The 21,592-nt window shown below is 72.8% G+C and carries 24 protein-coding genes and 2 riboswitches; of the genes, 15 read left to right on the forward strand and 9 right to left on the reverse strand.

All coding sequences use genetic code 11. The features are described 5' to 3' along the window. Positions 1-116 precede the first annotated feature (116 nt). Complete coding sequence (locus tag CFP65_RS02540) at positions 117-605, forward strand: macro domain-containing protein (protein WP_104814543.1); 489 nt, start codon at positions 117-119, stop codon at positions 603-605. Positions 606-761: 156 nt separating this feature from the next. Here CFP65_RS02540 and CFP65_RS02545 read toward each other — a convergent pair whose 3' ends face one another. Together CFP65_RS02545 and CFP65_RS02550 are read right to left on the reverse strand one after the other, a co-directional pair. Further along, positions 762-1,967 carry a tetratricopeptide repeat protein gene (locus CFP65_RS02545; protein WP_158701991.1) on the reverse strand — a complete coding sequence of 402 codons (1,206 nt, stop codon included), beginning with the start codon at positions 1,965-1,967 and terminating at the stop codon, positions 762-764. Positions 1,968-2,128: 161 nt separating this feature from the next. Continuing rightward, positions 2,129-2,683, reverse strand: coding sequence for a restriction endonuclease (locus CFP65_RS02550; RefSeq protein ID WP_254552184.1), 555 nt, complete (start codon positions 2,681-2,683; stop codon positions 2,129-2,131). A 316-nt stretch (positions 2,684-2,999) separates the two neighbouring features. On the opposite strand from CFP65_RS02550, the gene CFP65_RS02555 reads away from it, so the two are divergent. After that, on the forward strand, positions 3,000-3,197 hold the full coding sequence (locus CFP65_RS02555; RefSeq protein ID WP_104820599.1) for a hypothetical protein: 198 nt from the start codon (positions 3,000-3,002) through the stop codon (positions 3,195-3,197). Between the two features lie 149 nt (positions 3,198-3,346). After that, the gene (locus tag CFP65_RS02560) at positions 3,347-3,691 is read left to right on the forward strand and encodes a hypothetical protein (RefSeq protein ID WP_104814545.1); all 345 of its coding nucleotides are present in this window, start codon (positions 3,347-3,349) and stop codon (positions 3,689-3,691) included. Between the two features lie 155 nt (positions 3,692-3,846). Here the strand turns inward: CFP65_RS02560 and CFP65_RS02565 are convergent, their stop codons facing one another. Next, positions 3,847-4,848, reverse strand: a complete 1,002-nt coding sequence (locus CFP65_RS02565) for a DUF6183 family protein (protein WP_254552808.1) — start codon at positions 4,846-4,848, stop codon at positions 3,847-3,849. Between CFP65_RS02565 and CFP65_RS02570 the strand changes: the two genes are divergently transcribed. Further along, positions 4,750-4,956: a hypothetical protein gene (locus CFP65_RS02570; RefSeq protein WP_158701992.1), complete on the forward strand. Its 207-nt coding sequence runs from the start codon at positions 4,750-4,752 to the stop codon at positions 4,954-4,956. The two genes, CFP65_RS02565 and CFP65_RS02570, sit on opposite strands and share 99 nt — an antisense overlap. Here the strand turns inward: CFP65_RS02570 and CFP65_RS02575 are convergent. After that, complete coding sequence (locus CFP65_RS02575) at positions 4,951-6,423, reverse strand: alpha/beta hydrolase family protein (protein WP_371682346.1); 1,473 nt, start codon at positions 6,421-6,423, stop codon at positions 4,951-4,953. The two genes, CFP65_RS02570 and CFP65_RS02575, sit on opposite strands and share 6 nt — an antisense overlap. A 312-nt stretch (positions 6,424-6,735) precedes the next feature. Between CFP65_RS02575 and CFP65_RS02580 the strand changes: the two genes are divergently transcribed. From CFP65_RS02580 to CFP65_RS02610, 7 genes are all read left to right on the forward strand, one after another. Then, positions 6,736-7,914: a sensor histidine kinase gene (locus tag CFP65_RS02580; RefSeq protein WP_104814549.1), complete on the forward strand. Its 1,179-nt coding sequence runs from the start codon at positions 6,736-6,738 to the stop codon at positions 7,912-7,914. Beyond that, complete coding sequence (locus CFP65_RS02585; protein WP_104814550.1) at positions 7,911-8,582, forward strand: response regulator transcription factor; 672 nt, start codon at positions 7,911-7,913, stop codon at positions 8,580-8,582. Before CFP65_RS02580 ends, CFP65_RS02585 begins: the two co-directional genes overlap by 4 nt. A 335-nt stretch (positions 8,583-8,917) precedes the next feature. Beyond that, a complete protein-coding gene (locus CFP65_RS02590) occupies positions 8,918-9,409 on the forward strand; it encodes a hypothetical protein (RefSeq protein WP_254552185.1) in 492 nt (163 codons plus the stop codon). 58 nt (positions 9,410-9,467) lie between these two features. After that, on the forward strand, positions 9,468-9,935 hold the full coding sequence (locus CFP65_RS02595) for an NUDIX hydrolase (RefSeq protein ID WP_104814552.1): 468 nt from the start codon (positions 9,468-9,470) through the stop codon (positions 9,933-9,935). A 121-nt stretch (positions 9,936-10,056) separates the two neighbouring features. Next, positions 10,057-10,431, forward strand: coding sequence for a hypothetical protein (locus tag CFP65_RS02600; protein WP_104814553.1), 375 nt, complete (start codon positions 10,057-10,059; stop codon positions 10,429-10,431). 88 nt (positions 10,432-10,519) lie between these two features. Next, entirely contained in the window at positions 10,520-10,852 is a 333-nt protein-coding gene (locus CFP65_RS02605) for a hypothetical protein (protein ID WP_217368130.1), read from the forward strand. 44 nt (positions 10,853-10,896) lie between these two features. Beyond that, positions 10,897-11,709: a DUF4253 domain-containing protein gene (locus tag CFP65_RS02610; protein ID WP_104814554.1), complete on the forward strand. Its 813-nt coding sequence runs from the start codon at positions 10,897-10,899 to the stop codon at positions 11,707-11,709. A 36-nt stretch (positions 11,710-11,745) separates the two neighbouring features. On the opposite strand, the gene CFP65_RS02615 is transcribed toward CFP65_RS02610, so the two are convergent. The 4 genes from CFP65_RS02615 to CFP65_RS02630 form a co-directional block, all read right to left on the reverse strand. Next, positions 11,746-12,615, reverse strand: a complete 870-nt coding sequence (locus tag CFP65_RS02615; RefSeq protein WP_104814555.1) for an ABC transporter permease — start codon at positions 12,613-12,615, stop codon at positions 11,746-11,748. After that, on the reverse strand, positions 12,575-13,456 hold the full coding sequence (locus CFP65_RS02620) for an ATP-binding cassette domain-containing protein (protein WP_104814556.1): 882 nt from the start codon (positions 13,454-13,456) through the stop codon (positions 12,575-12,577). The genes CFP65_RS02615 and CFP65_RS02620 overlap by 41 nt, the downstream gene beginning before the upstream one ends. Next, positions 13,453-14,010: a MarR family winged helix-turn-helix transcriptional regulator gene (locus tag CFP65_RS02625; protein ID WP_174805496.1), complete on the reverse strand. Its 558-nt coding sequence runs from the start codon at positions 14,008-14,010 to the stop codon at positions 13,453-13,455. Before CFP65_RS02625 ends, CFP65_RS02620 begins: the two co-directional genes overlap by 4 nt. A 72-nt stretch (positions 14,011-14,082) precedes the next feature. After that, the gene (locus CFP65_RS02630) at positions 14,083-14,847 is read right to left on the reverse strand and encodes an adenosylcobinamide amidohydrolase (protein WP_104814557.1); all 765 of its coding nucleotides are present in this window, start codon (positions 14,845-14,847) and stop codon (positions 14,083-14,085) included. Positions 14,848-15,142: 295 nt separating this feature from the next. Next, positions 15,143-15,288: riboswitch (cobalamin riboswitch) on the forward strand. A 101-nt stretch (positions 15,289-15,389) separates the two neighbouring features. Here CFP65_RS02630 and CFP65_RS02635 point away from each other — a divergent pair. The 4 genes from CFP65_RS02635 to CFP65_RS02650 all read left to right on the forward strand — a co-directional run bounded on the left by CFP65_RS02635 (position 15,390) and on the right by CFP65_RS02650 (position 18,861). Continuing rightward, positions 15,390-16,397: an ABC transporter substrate-binding protein gene (locus CFP65_RS02635; protein ID WP_104814558.1), complete on the forward strand. Its 1,008-nt coding sequence runs from the start codon at positions 15,390-15,392 to the stop codon at positions 16,395-16,397. Between the two features lie 19 nt (positions 16,398-16,416). Then, positions 16,417-17,529: an iron ABC transporter permease gene (locus CFP65_RS02640; protein ID WP_217368131.1), complete on the forward strand. Its 1,113-nt coding sequence runs from the start codon at positions 16,417-16,419 to the stop codon at positions 17,527-17,529. A 17-nt stretch (positions 17,530-17,546) separates the two neighbouring features. Beyond that, on the forward strand, positions 17,547-18,347 hold the full coding sequence (locus tag CFP65_RS02645; protein WP_254552186.1) for an ABC transporter ATP-binding protein: 801 nt from the start codon (positions 17,547-17,549) through the stop codon (positions 18,345-18,347). Between the two features lie 226 nt (positions 18,348-18,573). Further along, on the forward strand, positions 18,574-18,861 hold the full coding sequence (locus CFP65_RS02650) for a hypothetical protein (RefSeq protein ID WP_104814559.1): 288 nt from the start codon (positions 18,574-18,576) through the stop codon (positions 18,859-18,861). A 60-nt stretch (positions 18,862-18,921) separates the two neighbouring features. On the opposite strand, the gene metE is transcribed toward CFP65_RS02650, so the two are convergent. Next, on the reverse strand, positions 18,922-21,237 hold the full coding sequence (metE, locus tag CFP65_RS02655) for a 5-methyltetrahydropteroyltriglutamate--homocysteine S-methyltransferase (protein WP_104814560.1): 2,316 nt from the start codon (positions 21,235-21,237) through the stop codon (positions 18,922-18,924). Between the two features lie 177 nt (positions 21,238-21,414). Then, positions 21,415-21,583: riboswitch (cobalamin riboswitch) on the reverse strand. Positions 21,584-21,592 lie beyond the last annotated feature (9 nt).

Below are 21,592 nucleotides of genomic sequence, written 5' to 3' on the forward strand. Positions count from 1 at the left end.
GTCATCGTCCCGGCCGGCGATGCCTCCCCTGCCAACTGCAACGCGGTCGCTGAGACTGTGCGTCAGCCGTTCGGGTCGGCAGCGACCCGAACGGCTGCGGCGCGAGCGTGGCGGCCATGGAGACCACCACCGCCATCCGGTACGTGCGCGGCGACGCCACATCCCCTCAGGCCAAGGGCGCCAAGGTCACCGCGCACATCCGCAACGACCTGGGCGGCTGGGGCAAGGACTTCGTGCTGGCGCTGTCGCGGCGCTGGCCCGAGCCGGAGACCGCGTACCGGCGGTGGCACCGGGAGCGGGCACAGAACGACTTCGCCCTGGACGCGCTGCAGTTGGTCCAGGTCTCACCGGACACCTGGGTGGCGAACCTGGTCGGCCAGCGCGGCATCCGCACCCGCCGCTCCGCCGGCGCTCCGGTGCGCTACGAAGCCATCGACCGCGGCCTGCAGACTCTCGCCGAGCACGCCCTCGTGCTGGGAGCCTCCGTCCACATGCCACGCATCGGCTGCGGCCTGGCCGGCGGGCGCTGGGACCGGATCGAACCGCTCGTGGCCGCCCGACTGACGGCACGCCACGTGCCCGTCACGGTCTACGACCACGACTGAGGGCTCAGGCGCAGGTGCGACGGGCCACGGGCGCACTCGGGCGCCCTGGCTTGCTGAGCTCCCGAGCCACCGGAAGCAGCGGTCTCCCAGGCGCGGAACAGGGTGAGGGCCTCTGTGAGGTCGGCAGGGCCGCACCCGGCATGAATCGGGCTCGGCTCAGGGGTGGTCGAGGGCGCCGAGTGCCTGCTCGGCCCCCGCGGTCAGGGGGTGATCCGTGCCGAAGTGGGTGCGCCAGGCAGCCGCGTTGGTGGTCAGTTCGGCGCGGGCCTCGGCCCGGTGGCCTTGGGCGGCAAGCACACGGCCGCGCAGGGTGCCCAACTCCAGTGCGCGGTGGTGGCGTTGCCCGAACACGGCATGGCAGTCGGCCAGCGCCCGGTCGACTTCCAGGATGGCCGAGTCGGCTCTGCCCAGGCCGAGTTGGGCGGTGCCCAGCTCGAGACCGAGCGCCGAACGATACCCGCGGCGGGACCGTGGTGCGGCCGCGACGGTGGCTTCGCCGGTCTCGGCAGCGGAGAGCGCCTCGCCGTACCGCCGTTGCGCGTTCAGCGCCTTGACGAGGGTGAGCTGCCGCAGGTCCGAGCCGGCGGGGTCGGCACCCGCCACCACCTCACGGAGCAGCGCCTCGGCCTCCGCGGCCTGGCCCTGACCGATCAGGGCGAGAGCGAGAGTGCACCAAGCGGACCAGTCGGTGTTGGCCAGGGCCTGGTTCGGGTCGATGGCGGCCCGGATCAGCTCCCGGCATTCCGTCTCGGCCTCCTCGTAGTGGCCGAGACGGACCATGTGCAGAGCCCACGAGGCTCGGGCCTCCATGACCTGCGCCGCCTCCGGGCCGCCCTCGGCCGTCCAGGCCTCGGCCAGCTCGGCGTACTGCGTGGCCGCCTCCGTGTCACACCCCAGCAGGCCGTACGCGAGGGCCCGAGTGCTGTGCACCTGCAGGGGGAGCCTGCCGAAGTGGTGCCGTTCGGCCAGGTCCAGGAAGGCATCCATCTCACTGATGGCCTGCTGAGTACGGTGGGTGGCCAGCAGCACGTCGCCGAGCAGCATGCGGGCGAGGCCCTCGGTCTTCCAGCCGGCCGGCAGCGGCGCGGCGGCGGCGAGCAAGGTGCGGAGCTCGCTCTCGGCCTCGGCATAGCGGTGGAGCCTGCGCAGCACCCGGGCCAGTACAAGGCGGGCGGCCGAGGTGGCGGGTGCCGCCGGGCCGAGCAGGTCGGACCGGATCCGCACCGCCTCGGCCAGCGGGGCCTCGGCCTCAGCTTCGCGCTCGTCCCGCCGCAGCTGGTCACCGTGGCGGAACAACCGATCCGCGTGCCCCAGGGCCGCCCGCGCAGCACGGCGCTCGCGCCAATCACCGATCAGCCCCACGTGGCCCTCCGCTCCCGTTCCCACCTGCCGAACCGGTGCGCGATCCTACTGGTGAGCTGCAGCGATGTACGGACGGGCCCCCTGTCTCCCGTCCAGGCTCTACCCCTGTCAGCTGTCCTGGGCGGGACCCACACCCGCGCGTGGGGTGGGGTCGACCGGCCTCAGCTCCAGGGCGGGCGCCCCGTCCCCTCCGCCCACCGTGCCAGCGCCCGCTGATCGACCATCCGGATGCCGACCTTCGCGCAGAACTCCGCCGCCGGTCTGGTGAACGAACTGGTCGTCACCACCATCGCCAGGTCGCAGCCGTGGATGTCCCGGAACGTCCCGTTGACCTTCTGGACGTCGTTCGAGCCCACGAACGTCCTCGGCCCGTACCGCTTGGCCTGGATCAGGACCCGCTGCCCGGCCGGGGTGGTGGCCAGCACGTCGGCCGCCAGATCCCCGGCACCGCCCACGACCCGCACCTCCGTGCAGCCGTCCCGCCGACACAGCACCGCCAGCGCCTGCTCGAACTCCTTCGGGCTCATCACCAGGAACGCCCCGATGTGCCGCAACCGCGCCGTGGCCGCCTCGAGCCCACGCCGTTCGGCCAGCACCCGACTGCGCACCAGCCCGACTGTTACGGCCAGCCCGACCGCCAACAGCCCTGCCAGCAGGAGGAGATGATGCGCGAGCCAGGCCACCCCGGAGACGGCCAGGACGAGGAGGAGGACCACCGGACCGAGGGTCAGGATCGCGCTGTCCCGGCTCCTCCGGGCCCGCCGGGCCGTCGTGCTCCCCCGCCGTCGTGCAGGCCTACGGGCCACGGTGCCCCCTCCGCGTCACGATGTGTCCGTGATCGTAGGAAGGCGCGGCGCTGGTACACCGACGGTTCGGACAGACGGGCCGCCGGTCGGCGCGGAATGACCGGATCACGCTGGTCCGTGGCCGAACAACCTGCCCTGATCGGGCCGAGTTCCCGATCTCTGCCTCCATCGCCTCGATCCTCTGGCATGCTCACCGAGAGTTTCCGGTACGTGACCAGGGGTGGGCATGCAGTTCGTCAGCGCGAGCGCGTTCCTCGCGATCATCATCGTCATCCGGCTACGCCGACGGACCGAGGCCCGCTCGCGCGTCGATGAGACGGTCACCGTGCTGACCGCTGTCGTCTTCGGTGTCCTGATCGCCGCCACGAGCTGGGGCCACACGATCCTCCAACTAGTCGGCACCGCCAGCAACGCCACCCACTGAGCACCCGTTGGCACTGGGCCGGCCCGCCGGTTGCCACACCCGCACACCGCCGGCGATCTCACCCAGGAGGTCGAGCGGCCAACGGCTGCAGCGCGCACCGAGAGCAGGGCGGTGACCTCGGCAAGGTCCACACCTGCGATCATCCGCCCATGAGCTACGACCTGGCCGTATGGCATGGAGAACGCCCGAAGGACGAGGACGCGGGCGCGGTGTTCGACGAACTCTACGAGCGTTACCTCGAATCGGAGGACGTGTTCGCGGAGCCGGCGCCCCGCATCGAGGCGTATGTCGAAGCACTCGTCGAGCGGTATCCGGACGATGTTCCCGGCGGCCCCTGGGCCTCACCGCCCGTCCTGGGCGAGGCCTCGGGCCCGATCGTCTATCTGCTGATCTCCCACAGCCGGGCGGAGGAAGTCTCCGAGTACGCCGCCGCATTGGCACGCGAACACGGGCTCCTCTGCTACGACCCGCAAGGCGAAACCCTTCGGGATTGAGCAGAGCCGATCGGCTGATGACGCCCCTGCTTCCCGACCACCTTCCCCGCCCCCATCCTGCCCGAGCGCGGATCCGGCACGGCGCCGGCTCGATCAGCCGACCTCGGGCCACCAGCCACCAGCCACCACCCGCTGTGCGCCGCCGCCTTCCCGGCTCAGCCACCGTCGTAGTCGGTGGCGGCCAGGACGGCGAGACGGCGGCCGTCGGGTGAGACCACCAGGAGGCCGATGTCCATGTCGGCGTAGTTGAACCAGTCGGTGGAGGCGTTGAAGCCGTACCAGGTGCACGCCGCCGCCCGCTGCTCCACCTCGCCCGGCCGCGCGTCGTCGGGTACGCCCACCAAGGCTGCGATGGACCGCCAGGCCGCGAGACGGCCGTAGGCGCCGCGCCACCGGTAGTCATCGTGGCCACCGCCGAGGGAGGCCGCCGTGAACAGTACGCGCCAAGCCTCGGCGGGCGTGGTGGTGAAGACGGCGAGGTGCTCGGAGGTGGCCAGCCCTTCGAGGCAGTCCAACCCGAGGGAGAGCAGCACTGGGTGGACAGTGTCGGGCCCGACCGGCCCGTCCGTGAGGTGGATACTCGACTCGACCCGCCCGTTGTGGCGCCCCGCCCAGCGCTCGACTGCGGCTTCGAGGGCGAAGTCGAGCCGGTTGCCGGTGACCACCGGCAGGTCGCCGGCGGCGCGACCGGGCAGCCGGGCGCCCTCCGGGAGGGTGTACTGCAGGCCGCCGGCTGAGCCGCCGGCGAAGTAGTGCGGGAGGGTGGGCCGACCCTCCATGGGCGTCAGCCTCCAGGGCAGCCAGGACAGCGGGTGTTCCTGCCAGAACGGGGAAGCTGCCGCCCACGCCACGGCCTCGGGAGCATCCTCGGCCCTACGGCCACGCAGGGCCAGCTCCTCGATCAGGCAGGCCCGCAACTCGTTCAGCTCGGCATCGGCCGACCCCAGCTCGAACACCGGCCCCAGATCCCGGGCCGACTGGTACTCGGCCAGCACGGCGGCCGCGCGGCGTTCGGCCATGCGGCCGGATCCGAGCGCGGCCAGGCCCAGATGCACAGCATGCCCGACGTGCTCGCGCCCCTGCGTCGTGGCAAGCCGCCACAGGAGCAACTCGAACAGGAGCCGGTGCTCGCCGCCACCCGCACCGTAACGCCTCAGCAGAACGGCCCCGAAGTCCGCCACGAACTCCGCGTCACCGCGCCGCAGGTGGTCGTCGAGAAGATCGGTCCGGCCCTGCCGTGCTCGACGCGGGGCGGCCGTTCATAGGCCGTCACCCGGCTGGTGAACGGAGAGGCTGCCGTAGGCCGACAGCGCCCCGGCCGGATCGGCTGGCGGCGTGTGCCGCAGGGTCGCGTCCAGGAAGGCCAGCGTGGTCGCGGCGACCAGGTGCGGGCTGCCGGTGCGGCCGAGTGTCCCGACGATCGAGGGTATCGGCGGGAGGTACAGAGGGCCGTCCATGAAGGTGAGGTGGGCGGCGCCGGGGACGGTGAGCCGGTAGGTGGGTGCGGTGTCGAGGGCGAGAGCCTCGGTGAGGCGGGGGAGGTAGCGCGGGTCGGTGGCCGGGGTGACGGCCTGGGTGAGCGCGAGCACCGGTTGGTGGAGAGCAGGGGTGGTGGGGCCGTGGGGGAAGCCGTCCAGGTCGATGACGGCGGTGAAGCGGGTGTCCTGCCGGGCGGCTTGGAGAGCGGCGCCGCCGCCCATGGAGTGGCCGGCCACGGCGACGCGGGTGGTGTCCAGGCGCCTGGTCAGCGGGTCGGCAGTCGTGCCCTGGTCGAGGCCGGTCAGCTGGGTGAGGACGAAGCCGAGGTCGGCGGCGCGGATGGCCGTCCAGTCGGCGGCGAGCCGCTCGTCCGCGTCTCGGTCGCCGGTGGAGGCGGTCTCGGAACGGATCGTCCGGCCGTCCTCGAGTACGAGGGCGGCCGAGTCGTACGGGTGGTCGAGGGCCGCCACCACGTAACCATGGCTGGCCAACTCCTCGGCCCAGGCGGTGTTCTGGGTGCGGACCCCGCCCGAAGCGGGCGAGAACAGCACGACCGGATACCGCTCCGCCCCGCCGGCCACCGGGGCGTCGACGTACGCGTGGCTGTGGGCCCGCGCGACACCGTCGACCAGGAAACCGGGCAGACCGACCCCGTGGGCGAGCGCGTCGGAGACAGTGCGCGCCTCCTGCTCGGTGCGTCCGAGGTACCGGCCCTGTGGCGCGCGGGCCGCGGGCCTCCGCGCGGGGTACCAGAGCTGGACCACGACCGTGCGGTGGTCATTCGGGTCTGGGGTGAAGGTCTCGGGGCGGTGCGGGTCCGTCCACTGCACCACCCGCGTCCCGACCGCGAACGCGCCCGACGGCACCGGGAACACCGGCACGGGGAAGGCCCAGGCCGCGACCGGCCCGGCGGCTATCAGACCGAGGCAGGCCGCCGACCCGGGCAAGGCCAGCCACCACCGGGCCCGCCGGACCGGCCGACCGGGCTGGCGCCGGAGCCGGCGCGTCCGCAGCAGCGGGGCGAGGGCGAACGGCAGCGCCGCCACTGCGCCCGCCAGCACCGGCAGCAGCTGCCAACGGAGCCCGGCCAGGCTCAGTAGGATCACGGACAGCGCGAAGACCGCCGCCGCCACGACCGTGGCGCGCGGACGGGCGCCCGGCGGCAGCCAGCGCGCCAGCACCAGCACGACGGCACTCAGGACGGCGAGCAACTTGGTGGGGGACATGGACAGTCCCGTGATGATCTCGTTCACACCGCCATGCTCAGGCCGGGGCAGGGGCCGCCACATCGTCCCCCGGCACTCGCCGCATCCCACCCCGGTCGTAAACCTGTCTGCCCGACGAGCGGCCGTTTTGCGACCTCAGGAGGTACGCGATCTCCTCCTCCGGGCGTACCCGGACACCGTACGTTCCATCGGCGGGCCGATGTGCGTCAACGCTCCCCCGACCTACTGTGGCGTCAGTACTCCAGAGACAGGGGCGTGGTGATGAACGAGACAGCGGAAAGGACGAGCACGTACCAGTCGGCTTGGCGCGCCTTGGAGCGGTCAGCCGGAGCCGAGCGCATGGCCTCGGCCATCCGGCGCCGCGCTCTCCGCCTGTCACCTGCCACACGCACCGCCCTGCCGGCGGTGCTGCTCCTGGTCCTGCTGCTCCTCCAGGCCACCACCATCCACGCACCCTACGAGCTCCCGACCGCGGCTGCTCTCACCGTCGGCCTCGTCCTCCCCCTGGCATGGCGGCACCGCGCCCCTCGTGCAGTGTTCAGCGTGGTGGCTGCCACGGCCTTCGTCCAATGGCTGACAGACATTCAGCTCGCGGCTGACAGCGCCCTGCTGATCGCCCTGCACGCGGTGGCGTGCTGCTCCGACCGGCGCAGCACGCTTGTCGCCGCCACCGCCCTGGAGGGTGGGGCGCTGCTGGCCTGCCTGCGCTGGGCGCCGGAGGGCGGGTTCGCGGCGCCCTTCGTCGCGCTGACCGCGATGATCATCGCCACCGCCGCCCTGGGCGCGAATGCCCGGACCACGCGCGCCCACCTCGCCACGCTCGAGCAGCGGGCGACCGAGCTGGAGCAACAGCAGGACCAGCAGGCCCGGCTCGCCGTCGCCGAGGAGCGGACCCGGATCGCCCGGGAGATGCACGACATCGTCACCCACAACCTGTCGGTCATGGTCGCGCTCACCGACGCCGCCGTCCACACGCAGCACAGCGCACCCGACAAGGCCACGTCGGCGATGCTCCGCAGTTCCGAGACCGGCCGACAGGCCCTCACCGACATGCGGCGCTCGCTCGGCATCCTGCGGACCGACGAGCCCGACGCCAGACTCCACCCGCTCCCCGGCTTCGACCAACTCGCCGCGCTGGCCGACCAGATGCGCGCCGCCGGGCTGCCCACCAGCCTCGAACTCACCGGCAGCCACGCCCACGTCCCGGCCACCGCCCAGCTGACCGTCTACCGCCTGGCGCAGGAGGCCTTGACCAACACCCTGAAGCACGCCCCCGCCGGCACCCGCGCCAAGGTCCGGATCAGCTGCTCAGCCGCCGCGGTCACCGTGGACGTCACCGACGACAATCCTCACCCGCCCCGAGCCGAGGCCGGCCGTCCCGGCCAGGGCATCCCCGGCATGCGCGAGCGCTCGGCCGCGTACGGCGGATCGCTGCGAGCCGGTCCGATCCCGGGTGGCGGCTGGGGAGTCCACACCCGACTCCGTCTCGACCGCGCCGGAGCGGCGGTGCCCGCATGACCATCCGTGTCCTGATCGCCGACGACGAGGCGCTGCTCCGGATGGCCTTCGGCACCATCCTGGAGGCCCAACCCGACATGACGTCGGTCGGCGAGGCCGCCGACGGCGCCGAAGCCGTCCGCCTCGCAGGCCAGTTGCGCCCGGACGTCGTCCTGATGGACGTGCGGATGCCAGGCACCGACGGCATCGAGGCGACGCGCCGGATCACCCGGCTCTCCCCGTCGAGCCGGGTGCTGATCCTCACCACCTTCGACCTGGACGATTACGCCTTCGCCGCCCTCGGCGCCGGGGCCTCGGGCTTCCTCCTCAAGAACACCAGACCGGAGGAGCTCCTCACCGCCATCCGCCACGTGGCCGCCGGCGACGCCGTGGTCTCAGCCCGCATCACCCGCCGCCTACTGGAGGACTTCCGCCCGCACCTCCCCGGCGGCAGCAGCGACACCGAGACCGCCCACCGCGAGCGGCTGAGCCGGCTCAGCACCCGCGAGGTCGACGTCCTCACCCAGGTCGGCTGCGGCCTCTCCAACGCCGAGATCGCGGCCGCCCTGTACCTGGCGGAGACGACCGTGAAGTCCCATCTGGGGCGGATCCTCCACAAGCTCGGCCTGCGCGACCGAATCCAGGCCGTCGTCTTCGCCTACGAGAGCCGCCTCGTCCAGCCGGCCTGACCACCCTTCCGATCAACCGTCCCATCGCCCGCGCGGAGCCTCAGCGCCAGAGCCCGCGCAGCGCCGTCTCGATCAAGCGGCCGGGGTAGCCGGCAGTGAGCGGCCCGGTGCGCAGCAGCCAACGGTTGAGCAACGGCCCCCAGAATCCCTGCCCACCACAGTCCAGCAGTGAACCCACCACTCTCGGAGGCGCGTTCCACTATCGACAACGGTCATCAGGCAGTCCATCTACGATCTTCGACGTCGACCCGGAACTACGTCGGGGCTTCCCGGTCACAGCACAAGGACATCGAGCGGAGACACAGATGAGCTTGCCCGGTCCTGACCTCCATACTTTGAGCCTCGAGGAGCTTGAGGCCCACCTGGCCGGCGTCGAGGACAGACACGAGCTGGAGCGGATCCGCACGGTGGCGCAGTTCCACGTCTATCACTCCACGGCCCCTCGCGAGGTCCGGCTGGCCTGGGCGAAGCTGTCTCTGGCGGCGAACGAGCGAGGCCACGGTGACGACCCGGGGGATCAAGCTCGCATGCACGGTCAAGAGTTCGCTCTCCGTACTTGGGTCATCGGGCACCTCGGCCCCGACACCGATCCGGCCTGGAACCCCGAGACCCTGGCCGAGGACACACTCACCGTGCTCTCGCTCGACCCTAGCGTGGCGGAATCGACTGCGAGAGACTGGCCGGACCTGCCCATCGAGGAGATCGTTGCCTTGCGCCGGCACAAGAACCTCACCGCCCACGTCGAACGGCTGATGTCCGACTTGCCGCCCGGGCTACTCAAGGAGCACCTTGCAACTTGGGCTGCGGCTCGACGGCACCTGCCGTGAGCCGGACTGCTGAGCCGGACTGCCAGCCGTGACGTCTGGACGGTCCCGGAGGGACAGCATGCCGAGGCGTGACTACGAGGACGACCCGGACGCCCCCAAGGCGAACAGCCTGGTGCCGGCCGCAAGCGTGGTGTTGGTCGACGCTGAAGGGCGGGTGCTGTTGCAGCGGCGGGCCGACAACGGGATGTGGGCTCTCCCGGGCGGGAAGCACGAGATCGGTGAGTCCCTGGCCGACTGCGGCATTCGGGAGACCCACGAGGAGACCGGCATCGAGGTGGAGATCATCGGCTTCGTCGGCACCTACACCAACCCGGGGCACGTCTTCGCGTACGACGACGGCGAGGTACGGCAGGAGTACTCGATCTGCCTGCTCGCCCGCCCGGTCGACGGCCGGCTCCGCGTCTCTGACGAGTCGTTCGAGCCCGCCTGGTTCACGCCCGAGCAGACCGACGGCCTGCCGATGGTGGCCGCGATCCGCAAGCGGGTGAACGACTGGCGCGACGGCCGGTACCCCGTCGTCCGCTGAACCGGAAGCACCCGGATGCCCGGTGCTCTCCCACCCCCACTTGACGTCGGATAATGGTCAGGCTGCGGACCGACCAGGTCGGCGGCACCCATGGACGGAAGCGACGAGAGGTAGCGGACGGATGACCCTGGAGAAGGGCCGGCGCGTCAGGTTGGGCGAGGACCTCGGGCTCGGTGAGGCGGTGGCCGGGGAGCACGGGATGGCCGTCGGGTTCCTTTCGCTCGCGGCCGGCCTGGAGGGCACCGTCGAACGGGTCGACGGGGAGCTGCCGGAGAGCGAGGAGTCCCTCGAGTACCAGCGGCTCACGGCGTTGTTGACCGACTACGGCCACACCATGCCGGAGGCCAGCCGCGAGCGGCTGGAGTCGCAGATCGCCGAACTCCGACCGGAGTGGGCCGCCCACCAGGAGCGCGGCGCCCAGGTGACGGTACGGGTCCGGCTGGACAACGGCTTCGTGCTCGACGGCGCGCACCAGGATGTCCTGATCCCCTTGTGACGAGCGCGGGGGCTGGCCGGGACGCCCACCGCACTGCCAAGGCAAACCCGTTCAGGGGACGCAAGGGCGTTGGGTAGTGTGCTACCCCATGGGTCCGGAGCATCCCCTTGTCCGTCATGTCTTCCCCGACCTCGCCGAGGAGTTGATCGGCCTTCTGCAGGAAGAGGGTGAGGAGGAGCTGGCCCTCCTCGCAGCAGATCTCCGCCTGGTCGCGGAGTGCGGCTGTGGTGACGACTTCTGCCAGAGCTTCAAAACAGCGCCGCATCCGGCTGGGAAGGCATACGGTCCGGACCATCGGTGCGTGCTGCTGGCGCCAGCGCAAGGCATGCTCGTCCTGGACGTCGTGGACACGCGGATCATGTACGTGGAAGTGCTCCACCGGGACCCCTTGCGGGACATGCGTCTCCCGCAGTCGGAGTAGGCCATCGGGGCTTCGGTGTCAGCAGCCGGATCTAGCATCAGCTCATGACCCCTGAGCTCCTGTCGGTCGTCCGGGCCGCGCTCCCTGCTGGCCGGATGATCAGGTCGGACGAGGGCAACGGAGAGGTCCGAGCCCTCTGGATGTCCGACGGGCCGACCAAGGCCGGACTCTGGGCGCAGCTGTACGGCGACCACCGCCGCACTGGCGTCTGGCCGCTGCTCCTCGATTCCCGAGACCCGCACGACGGCGAGTTCAGGCCGTGGGGCGCCGGCGAGCTCTTCCCTGAACGGATGTCGTCTCCGGAGGCCCACGACGCCGCCGAGCTTCTCGGGAGGTGGTGGCGGAGCTACACCAGCGTGGACGACGAGGAGGACGTGCTGTCGCCGGCTGACCGGCTGGCTGTCACCGCGCCCTTCGGTCGGGTGTGGCCGGGGCCTGCCCCGGCCCTCCGGCCGACCGCAGACCCGATGGCCACGGCCGTCGACTACGCGCGCCACTTCCTCGCTCGCCGACCGCACTCCCGGCTGGGCCTGGTCGCGGCCGGCTCGGGAGCACACGCCCTCGCCGCCGTCGGCTGGGACGGGCCCGTCAACTACGCCAACGACACCGCCGAGTTCGCCGCCGTCGTGGCCGACTGGGAGGAGCGGTTCGGCGCCCGGGTCGTGGGCGTCGGCTCCGCGACGCTCCACCTGAGCGTCGCCGCGCCGCCGACCACGGCAACCGAGGCTCTCCTGGTGGCCGCCGAACACTTCGCGTTCTGCCCGGACAACATCTGGCAGAACCACCACCCGCACACAGTGGCCGCGTACGCGGGGCGGCTCATCGGCTGCCACGGCTGGGACTTCTGGTGGGACTGACCTGACTCGTCAGCGCGCTCCCGGCGGGCCGGGGCGTCAGCGGGCCAGGCGTCCCAGCAGGGAGGAGGCGACGGTGATGCCGGCGGCGGTGGCGAGGGCGAGGACGGCGAAGTCGAGGGGGAGGTGGGACGGGGTGCCGATCAGGAGGCCGCGGAGGGCGTCGACCTGGTAGCTGAGGGGGTTGGCCTTGCTGACGGCTTGGAGCCAGCCGGGCATCAGGTGGACGGGGTAGAGGGCATTGGAGCCGAAGAAGAGCGGCATGGTGATGGCCTGGCCGATGCCCATCAGCCGGTCGCGGGTGAGCACCACGCCGGCGATCGCCATCGAGAGGCAGGAGAAGAAGGCCGAGCCGAGCACCACGGCGGCGGCGACGCCGAGCAGGCGCAGCGGGTTGGCCGTCATGCCGACGCCGAGCACCGCCGCCAGGACGACCACCACGGCGGCCTGGATCACCGCCTTCACCCCGGCGGCGAACGCCTTGCCGGTGACCAGGGCGGCCCGCGGGGTCGGGGTCACCAGGAGTTTGGTGAGCACCCCGGAGTCCCGCTCCCAGATGATCATGATGCCGTAGAAGATCGAGATGAACATCGCCGACTGCGCGATGATCCCCGGCGCCAGGTAGTCGAGGTAGGGGATGCCGCCGGTCGGGATGGCCTTGAGGCGGGTGAAGGTCTCGCCGAAGATCAGCAGCCAGAGCGCGGGCTGGATCGCCCGGGTGTACAGCTCGGTGCGGTCGTGGCGCAGCTTCTGCAGCTCCACCGTGCACATCGCGACCACCCGCGCGGGCACCACCCGCCAGCCGGTCCGCGCCCTCGGCGGGACCAGCAGCAGCCCGAGCTCGGCGGCAGGATCCGCACCGGCCGGCTCAGCCGACCCGGCCGGCGGTACGACGGGTACGACGGACATCACCGAAACCTCCTTCTGTGGCCTCGCCGTTCTCGCCGCGGGTCAGCCCGCGGCCCGAGTAGTGCCGGAACACGTCGTCCAGGGTGGGCTCGGCCAGGGCGGGATCCTGCTCCCGCACCTGGGCCTTGAGCTCCTCGGGCGTGCCGAGGGCCCGGATCCGGCCCCGGTCCATCAGGGCGATCCGGTCGCAGTGCCGGTCGGCCTCGTCCATGTAGTGCGTGGTGACCAGGACGGTCATCCCGGTCGCCCGCCGCACCGCGTCCACCCGCTCCCAGACCCCCGCCCGCGCGATCGGGTCGAGCCCGATGGTCGGCTCGTCGAGCACCAGCAGCCGGGGCGCGCTGACCAGCGCCTGCGCCAGCTCCAACCGCCGGACCATGCCGCCCGAGTACGTCGCGGCCATCCGGTCGGCCGCCTCGGTGAGGTCCACCGCCACCAGCGCCTGGGCCACCCGGGCCGCCCGCTCGGAGCGGGGCACGTCGAAGACCCGGGCGAAGAGTTCGACGTTCTCCCGCCCGGTCAGCCCGCCGTCGGCGGAGAGCTGCTGCGGTACGTAGCCGAGCAGCCGCCGCACCTCGGTGCGCTCCCGCCCGGCGTCGTGCCCGAACACCCGCACCATCCCGGCCGGCGTCGGCAGCAGCGTGGTGATCGCCCGGATCGTGGTGGTCTTCCCGGCCCCGTTCGGCCCGAGCAGCCCGAACACCTCACCCGTGTGCACGGTCAGGTCGACCCCGTCCACCGCCCGGGTCCCGCCCTCCTTCCGCCGGCCCCGCTGGAACGTGTACTCCAGCCCGTGGCAGACCACGGCCTCGGTACCGCCGCTCTCGCTCACCGCACTCACCCCGCCCTCCCGTTGCCCTGGAACGAATCGCCCGGAGCCGAACCTCCTACGGACGCGCCGCCCGGGAGCAAGCCATCCGAACCCGAGTCCCCCGCCTCTCGCAGGCCCTCGGCGACTGCGCGCAGCGCCGGCAGCGCGGCGGTCAGGGTCGCCCGCTGTTCGGCGGGCAGGCCGGCGACCACTTCGTTGACCAGCGCCGTCCGGCGGGCCTGCCAGGCCGAGAGCCGGGCGACCGCCTCGGGGGTGGCGTGCAGCAGGGCGGCCCGCCGGTCCGCCGGGTCGGTCTCCCGGCGCAGCAGGCCGAGCCCGATCAGCTGGTTGACCAGGGTGGAGACCGAGTTACCCGCCAGGCAGAGCTCCCGCGCGGCCTCCGACACCCGCAGCCCCGGCGTATCGATCACCAACCGCAGCAGCTCCACCTGCGCACCGCGCAGCCTCGGCTCGGTCAGCCGCTCCCGCAGCCTGCGCCGCACCAGCCGCTGGATCCCCACCAGCAGCCCGGCCAGTTCCCCGCCGAGCGCCCCCTCGGGCGCCCCGAGCCCTTTTGTCGTCACACTGTCATATTAGCTCTCACTGAGAGGCATCTGGCTAGACCGAGAACAAGGAAAGACAGCCCGATCCGTGGCTCAGGTGGACTCGGTCGCGCCGAGCAGGAGATCACCCAGGCAGCAGGCCGGCCCGGGCACCGCGTGGTCGGGGCGTGGGCCAGACGCGCGCCGGGTGCGGTCGAGTTCGGCGCCGGCCAGGACTGCGGCGTGGACCGCGCGGGCCAGGCGGGCACCCCAGGTGGAGCGGGGTCCGCCAAAGAGATCGGGGGTGAGGCCGGGGGCAGGGGTGCGGACGGCGATGCAGACGGCGTCGGACGGGGTGCCCGAGCAGTCGTAGCCGGCGTCGAGCAGCGCCTGCACCTTGGCCTCGGTCGCGGTGGCCAGCAGGTTGACCAGCCCGGCGTCGCCGACCGGGGCCGGTACGACGGCGAGGATGTTGATGGTGCCCGGTACGTAGCGGCGGCCGGGGAGCGCCACGGCGGCAGGGCCCGCATCCGGGGCCGACGGCGCGAACGAGGCCGACGCCGGGGCAGCGGCGGCGGCCCAGGTGGGGACGCCGATGCCGGTGGTCACCACGGCGGTCACGTCGGTGTCCTCGGCCCAGGTGGCGTCGTCGACCTGGGCCGCCGTCATGAGGCCGACACCCGGGCCGGTCAGGCCCTCGGCGGCGGCGAGTTCGGCCAGGTGCTGCGCCGGGTCCATCCGTGCATAGCCGGGCCGGACTTGGGCGTTGAGCACCCAGCCGCGTTCGCCGAGACCGCCGCCGAGCACCGCACTGCTCACCATCCGCCAGCCGGGGCCGGCCCGCCAGACCAGGTGGTGACGGCAGGCGCCGTCCTCCATCCGAGCACCCCGCGCCACCCTCGGCCGCACCTTCGCCCCGCCCAACTCTCACTCCCGTCACGACGAGCCCCCGACGGCCCGCCGGGCGAGCCTAACCCGGCCCGAGCAGACCGATGATCACAGCAGTGGACCGTCACCACCGACCCCACCGAAGCACCATCACCGACCGCGCCGCATCACCACGAGCTGCCGCGCCACACCACCACGACCTGCCGCACGGCCGCCCACGCGGCCGACCCATTCGCCGCGCCGGACCACCACGGCCTCAACCCCGTGTTAGTGTCGCGCTGCCGGACACCTGCAGAATCGTGCAGGTGTCCGACAGCGTGTCAGGCAGCGAAGCCGGTGACGCCCAGCACGAACGGGCCACTCCGGCGCTGTCCCGCAACTGTGAGGCCCCGCCCGGGGCCGAGCCAGGTCGCCTCCTGCCGCGCTCCGACATCGACCCTCGCAGGAAGGGGCGATCCGTCCCAGCCGGTCTGCCTTCGGTGCTGCCGTCCGGCGGATCGACCGCTTCCCGACCGCACAGGAGGAAGCGGCGCATGACGCCCCACCCCGACCAGCTCCGGCCGCGCTCGCCGCTCGCCCGCACCCTCGCCACCGCGACGGCGCTCCTGGCGGCCACCGCCCTGCTGACCGGCTGCGGAAGTTCGGGGGGCTCCGGCAGCTCCGGGAGCGCGGGCGGCAGCGGCTCTCCCTCGGCCGCCGCCGCGTCCTTCCCGGCCACCGTGACCGCCGCCAACGGCGCCGTGACCCTCAAGAGCCAGCCGCAGCACATCGTCTCGCTCTCCCCCACGGCCACCGAGGACCTCTACGCGGTGGGCGCCGGCAAGCAGGTCGTCGCGGTCGACTCCTCCTCCAACTACCCGACCGGCGTACCGACTTCGACGCTCAGCGGGCTCACCCCGAACATCGAGGCCATCGTCGTCTACCACCCCGACCTGGTGATCGCCTCGCAGGACACCAACGGGCTGGTGGCCGGCCTCACCAAGCTCGGCGTGCCCGTCATGATCGAGCCGGCCGCCGCCAAGCTGGACGACGCGTACCAGCAGATCGAGCGGATCGGCCAGGCCACCGGGCACAGCGCCGAGGCGAGCAAGACGGTCACCGACATGAAGACGAAGATCGCCGACACGGTGAAGCAGGCCGGCAGCGGCCACACCGACCAGAGCTACTTCTGGGAGGTCAGCGCCAACCCCTACTACTCGGCCACCTCTACCACCTTCGTCGGCCAGGTCGCCTCGCTGTTCGGCCTGAAGAACATCGCCGACGCCGCCGCCAAGACCGCCGACGGCGGCTACCCGCAGCTGGCGCAGGAGTACATCGTCTCGGCCCAGCCGCAGCTGATCTTCCTGACCGACAGCGGCGCGGCCAGCGGCGGCCAGACCGCCCAGGTGGTCGCGGCCCGGCCCGGCTGGAACACCGTGCCCGCCGTGAAGAACAACCGGATCGTCGCCCTGAACGAGGACATCGCCTCGCGCTGGGGGCCGCGCCTGCCCGAGCTGGTCACCGCCATCGCGCAGGCCGTCCAGAAGGCCCCGGCCCAGTGACCGAGGGCGAGCTGACGGCGTGACCGCCGAGGGGGACGAGCCGGCCCAGGCCCCGAGCGGCCCGGCGACCGCGGCAGCGACGACCGCAGAAGCAACAAGCGACATCGGCGCCGGCCGCCCCGCCCGCACCCTGCGGGCCTACGGCCTCGCGGTGGCCTTCCTGGTCGCGGCGGTGCTGGTCGGCGCGATGGCCGGGGCGGCGAACCTCAACCCGTTCGCCACGGCCGCCGCGCTGCTCGACCGGCTGCCGCTGGTGCACCTGGGCTCGGGGCTGGACCAGCTCGACCAGGCCGTGCTGTTCCAGATCCGGCTGCCCCGGGTGGTGCTCGGGGCACTGGTCGGCGGGGCCCTCGCGCTGGCCGGGGCCGGGTACCAGGGGGTGTTCCGCAACCCGCTGGTCGACTCCTCGCTGCTCGGCTCCTCCGCCGGGGCCGGCCTCGGCGCCACCATCGCGATCGTCTCGCTGGGCGGCTCCTCGCCGCAGGCGGTACCGATCGCGGCCTTCGTCGGCTCGCTCACCGGCGTGGCCTTCGCCTACCTGGCGGGGGCGGCGAGCGGCACCGGCACGGCCACCCTGCTGCTGGCCGGGCTCGCGGTCTCGATGTTCCTGACCGCCGTCCAGACCTACGTGCTGCAACGCTCCACCGAGTCGATCCAGCAGGTGTACACCTGGCTGCTCGGGTCGCTCTCCACCTCCTCCTGGGACCGCGCCTGGCAGATGCTGCCCTACCTGGCGGTGGCCGGCACGGTCGTGCTGCTGCACGGGCGCCACCTCGACGTGCTCTCGGTCGGCGACGAGGAGGCCCGCTCGCTGGGCCTGCACCCCGGGCGGATCCGGCTGACCGTGGTCACCGCCTGCGCGCTGGCCGCCGCGAGCGCGGTGGCGGTCAGCGGCCTGATCGGCTTCGTCGGGATCATCGTCCCGCACGCGGTACGCCGCCTGGCCGGCTCCTCCTACCGCCACGTGCTGCCGCTCTCCCTCCTGGTCGGCGCGGCCTTCCTGGTGCTCGCCGACACGCTGGCCCGCACCGTGGTCGCCCCGGCCGAACTGCCCATCGGCGTGGTCACGGCCCTGATCGGCTCCCCGCTCTTCGTCTGGATCCTCCGCTCCACCAGGGCGGTGCGGACGTGACGGCAGGCGGTACGGACGTGAGCGGACAGCACGCGGCCGACGGCCTCTCGGCGGTCGGCGTCGAGGTGGACCTGGACCGTACCCCGGTGGTGCACGGGGTGGACTGCGCCGTCGAGCGCGGCGGCTGGCTGGCCCTGATCGGGCCGAACGGGGCCGGCAAGTCCACCCTGCTGCGGGCCGTCGCAGGGCTGCTCCCGCACCGCGGCACGGTGCGGGTGCACGGCACCGAGGTCTCCCGCCTCCGGCCGCGCGAGCGGGCCCGGCTGATCGGGTACGTGCCGCAGGACCCGGTGCTGCCACCGGACATGACCGTGCGGGACTACGTGCTGCTCGGCCGCACCCCGCACCTCGGCTACCTCGCCGCTCCGGGCGAGCGCGACCGCCGCACCGCCGCCGAGACCCTGGCCGCCCTCGACCTCGCGCAGCACGCCGACCGCGGGCTGGCCACCCTCTCCGGCGGTGAGCGCCAACGCGCCGCGCTGGCCCGGGCCCTGGCCCAGGAGCCGCGCCTGCTGCTGCTCGACGAACCCACCTCGGCGCTCGACCTCGGCCACCAGCAGCAGGTCCTCGACCTGGTCGACGACCTCCGCCGCACCCGCGGCCTGACCGTGCTCACCACCCTGCACGACCTGACCGCCGCCGCCCAGTACGCCGACCGGCTGGCCCTGCTCCACCGGGGGCGGATCGAGGCGAGCGGCACGCCCGCCGAGGTGGTCACCCAGGAGCTGATCGCCCGGGTCTACGCGGCCCGGGTCGCGGTGACCACGGACCCCGACGGCCGCCCGGTGGTCACCCCGCTGCGCACCCGCACTCGGTAGGTCACCTCGACCCGGTCACCTGCACCACCGTGTGCAGCACCCACGACTGCAGCACCCACAGCGGCGTGCCGTCCACCAAGTACCTCCTCACCCGCTGACCCCGCCACCGGTTGTCAGCAACCGGCCAACAGGCCGCGACTTCCGTCCCAGCTGATGACACCGCGCTCCGGCAGTGCCTGAATGAATGCACTAGCCACCAACGGACCGCCCCCGAAGGGACTCCACCGTGAAGTCGCTCCGCACCGTGCTCGCCACCACCGTCGCCGCCGGCACCCTGGTGCTCACCGCCGCCGCCATCCCCGCCTCGGCCACCACCTCGGCGAGCTTCACGGGCACCTCCGCCGGCAAGTCGAGCTCCAGCGCCGCGATCCAGTACGCGTACATCGCGGCCTACAACAACGCCGCCAACGCGGGCTACCCCAAGGCGCAGTGCTCGGCCGGCGGCGTCGACTGGGTGGACGGCAACTCGGTGGACGGTTGGTTCGCCGAGGTCACGGTCAACTGCTCGCACTGACAGTCCGTCAGTGTGTGCTGTGGGGCGGATGCTTGACGGCGCCCGCCCCACACTCCTTGCTCAGAGCGCGAGTTCACCGCGCAGCTGCCGCGCCGCGGCCACCAGACTGTCCAAGGAGGCCCGGGTCTCGGGCCAACCACGGGTCTTCAGGCCGCAGTCGGGGTTGACCCAGAGCCGCTCGGCCGGGATGGCGGCCAGCCCGGCGCGCAGCAGGGCGAGCGCCTCTCCGGTGCTCGGCACCCGTGGCGAGTGGATGTCCCAGACGCCCGGGCCCACCTCGCGCGGGTAGCCCGCCTCGGCGAGCTCGCCCGCGACCTGCATGTGCGAGCGGGTGGCCTCCAACGAGATGACGTCCGCGTCGAGTTGCTCGATCGCCGTCATGATGGCGCCGAACTCGGCGTAGCACATGTGGGTGTGGATCTGGGTGTCGGCCCGGACGCCCGAAGTGGCCAGCCGGAACGCCTCGGTGGCCCAGGCCAGGTACGCCGGACGGCCGGCCGCCCGGAGCGGGAGCGTCTCGCGCAGCGCGGGCTCGTCCACCTGCACCACCGCCGCACCGGCCGCCTCCAGGTCCGCCACCTCCGCCCGCAGCGCCAGCGCCACCTGCCGGGCGGTCTCGGCCGCGGGCTGGTCGTCGCGGACGAAGGACCAGGCCAGCATGGTGACCGGCCCGGTGAGCATGCCCTTGACCGGCCGGTCGGTGAGGCCCTGCGCGTATCGGTACCAGTCCACCGTCATCGGCTGCGGCCGGGAGATGTCGCCCGCCAGCACCGGCGGCCGCACGTACCGGGTGCCGTAGGACTGCACCCAGCCGTGCCGGGTGGCCAGGTAGCCGGTGAGCTGCTCGGCGAAGTACTGGACCATGTCGTTGCGTTCGGGCTCACCGTGCACCAGCACGTCGAGCCCGGCCTTCTCCTGGTACGCGATCACCTCGCGCACCTCGGCCGCCATCCGCTCCCGGTACGCGGCCTCGTCGATCCGCCCGGCTGCCAGATCGGCCCGGGCCACGCGCAGTTCGGCGGTCTGCGGGAAGGAGCCGATCGTGGTGGTCGGCAGCAGGGGCAGCCCGAGCCGGGCCCGCTGCACCTCGGCACGGACGGCGTAGGGCTGGGCCCGCCGGGTGTCGGCCGGGGCCACGGCGGCGGCCCGGGCTCGGACGGCCGGGTCGCGGGTGATCGGGGAGGCCGCACGGGAGGCCAAGTCGGCCCGGTTGGCGGCCAGTTCGGCGGTGATCGCACTGACGCCCTGACCGAGACCCCGGGCCAGCAGGGCCGCCTCGGCGGCCTTCTGCTTCGCAAAGGCCAGCCAGCGGGCGATCTGCGGGTCGATCTCGCGCTCGGCGGTGGCGTCGATCGGCACGTGCAGCAGTGAGCAGGAGGGCGCCACGTCCACCCGGTCGGCCAGTCCGAGCAGGGTGCCGAGGGTGGCCAAGGACCGCTCCAGGTCGTTGATCCAGACGTTCCGCCCGTCGATCACCCCCGCCACCAGCCGCTTGCCCGGCAGGCCGCCGACGGCCGCGAGGTCCGCCAGGTTGCCGGCCGCCGGGCCGGTGAAGTCCAGCGCCAGCCCCTCGACCGGGGCCTTGGCCAGCACCGGCAGCGCCTCGCCGAGGCGGTCGAAGTAGCTCGCCACCAGCAGCTTCGGCCGGTCGGCCGAGCCGCCCAACTCCCGGTAGGCGCGGGCGGCGGCGTTGAGCTCGGCGGGGGTGCGGTCCTGCACCAGGGCGGGCTCGTCCAGTTGCACCCATTCCGCTCCTGCTGCCTTCAACGCGGCCAGCAGTTCGGCGTAGACGGGCAGCAGCCGGTCGAGCAGGGTGATCGGCTGGAAGTCCTCGGCCACCCCGGGCGCGGGCTTGGCGAGCAGCAGGTAGCTGACCGGGCCGATCAGGACCGGCCGGGCGGTGTGCCCGAGCGAGCGAGCCTCCAGGTACTCGCCGACGGCCTTGGCCGGGTCGGCGGCGAAGGCCGTATCCGGGCCCAACTCCGGCACCAGGTAGTGGTAGTTGGTGTCGAACCACTTGGTCATCTCCAGTGGCGGCGCCTGCTGGGTGCCGCGCGCCATGGCGAAGTACCCGGCCAGACCGTCGGCCGCCACGGCCGCCCGGTGCCGGGGCGGGATGGCGCCGACGGCCACCGTGGTGTCCAGCATGTGGTCGTACAACGAGAAGTCGCCGGTGGGTAGTTCATCGAGGCCGGCCTCGGCCAGCTGCCGCCAGTTCTCCCGGCGCAGCTCGGCGGCCGTGGCCAGCAGCGCCTCGGCGGTGACGGCGCCCTTCCAGTAGCCCTCGATCGCCCGCTTAAGTTCCCGGTGGCGGCCTTGGCGGGGGTAGCCGTGCGCGGTGGCCACGGCGGTGGCAGGGGCGGAGTTCGTGGTCAAGGGACTCTCCTTCGCGAGCCTGGATCCTCAGGTCCCCGGCGACGGGACGAGGGTGCGAAGGGGTCACCGACCGGGCGGGCACCGGCACTTGGGGCACGGCTCCGCCTGGTATGTGCGCCGACCCGCCCACGAGGTCACCGGTTGGCCGCGCGCGGAAGGCCGCGCACGGGCAGCGGCAGGTCTTCGGACTCGCGGGCACGGCCGCCCTGTCGAAAGGGCGGTCACCTACTGGCCGTCGCTTCCCAGGCCCTCTCGGACCCAGTGCGTATGACGGCGGTCGTTCCCACTCACCGCTGCGGGGCAGTCCCGGACTGGCCTGTTCAAAGGCGTCACCGGGTTCCCTCTTGCGACGCCG

Origin of the sequence: Kitasatospora sp. MMS16-BH015 (genome assembly GCF_002943525.1) — a bacterium.
Lineage (GTDB): Bacteria > Actinomycetota > Actinomycetes > Streptomycetales > Streptomycetaceae > Kitasatospora.

What these genes read in the sequence shown, in the direction of transcription:
- CFP65_RS02605 (WP_217368130.1), top strand. Translation starts at nt 10,520, where the DNA reads ATGGGTCCGGAGCATCCCCTTGTCCGTCATGTCTTCCCCGACCTCGCC.
- CFP65_RS02615 (WP_104814555.1), bottom strand. Translation starts at nt 12,615, where the DNA reads ATGTCCGTCGTACCCGTCGTACCGCCGGCCGGGTCGGCTGAGCCGGCC.
- CFP65_RS02555 (WP_104820599.1), top strand. Translation starts at nt 3,000, where the DNA reads ATGCAGTTCGTCAGCGCGAGCGCGTTCCTCGCGATCATCATCGTCATC.
- CFP65_RS02560 (WP_104814545.1), top strand. Translation starts at nt 3,347, where the DNA reads ATGAGCTACGACCTGGCCGTATGGCATGGAGAACGCCCGAAGGACGAG.
- CFP65_RS02580 (WP_104814549.1), top strand. Translation starts at nt 6,736, where the DNA reads ATGGCCTCGGCCATCCGGCGCCGCGCTCTCCGCCTGTCACCTGCCACA.
- CFP65_RS02630 (WP_104814557.1), bottom strand. Translation starts at nt 14,847, where the DNA reads ATGGAGGACGGCGCCTGCCGTCACCACCTGGTCTGGCGGGCCGGCCCC.
- CFP65_RS02570 (WP_158701992.1), top strand. Translation starts at nt 4,750, where the DNA reads ATGCCCGACGTGCTCGCGCCCCTGCGTCGTGGCAAGCCGCCACAGGAG.
- CFP65_RS02595 (WP_104814552.1), top strand. Translation starts at nt 9,468, where the DNA reads ATGCCGAGGCGTGACTACGAGGACGACCCGGACGCCCCCAAGGCGAAC.
- CFP65_RS02585 (WP_104814550.1), top strand. Translation starts at nt 7,911, where the DNA reads ATGACCATCCGTGTCCTGATCGCCGACGACGAGGCGCTGCTCCGGATG.
- CFP65_RS02540 (WP_104814543.1), top strand. Translation starts at nt 117, where the DNA reads ATGGAGACCACCACCGCCATCCGGTACGTGCGCGGCGACGCCACATCC.
- CFP65_RS02600 (WP_104814553.1), top strand. Translation starts at nt 10,057, where the DNA reads ATGACCCTGGAGAAGGGCCGGCGCGTCAGGTTGGGCGAGGACCTCGGG.
- CFP65_RS02610 (WP_104814554.1), top strand. Translation starts at nt 10,897, where the DNA reads ATGACCCCTGAGCTCCTGTCGGTCGTCCGGGCCGCGCTCCCTGCTGGC.
- CFP65_RS02635 (WP_104814558.1), top strand. Translation starts at nt 15,390, where the DNA reads ATGACGCCCCACCCCGACCAGCTCCGGCCGCGCTCGCCGCTCGCCCGC.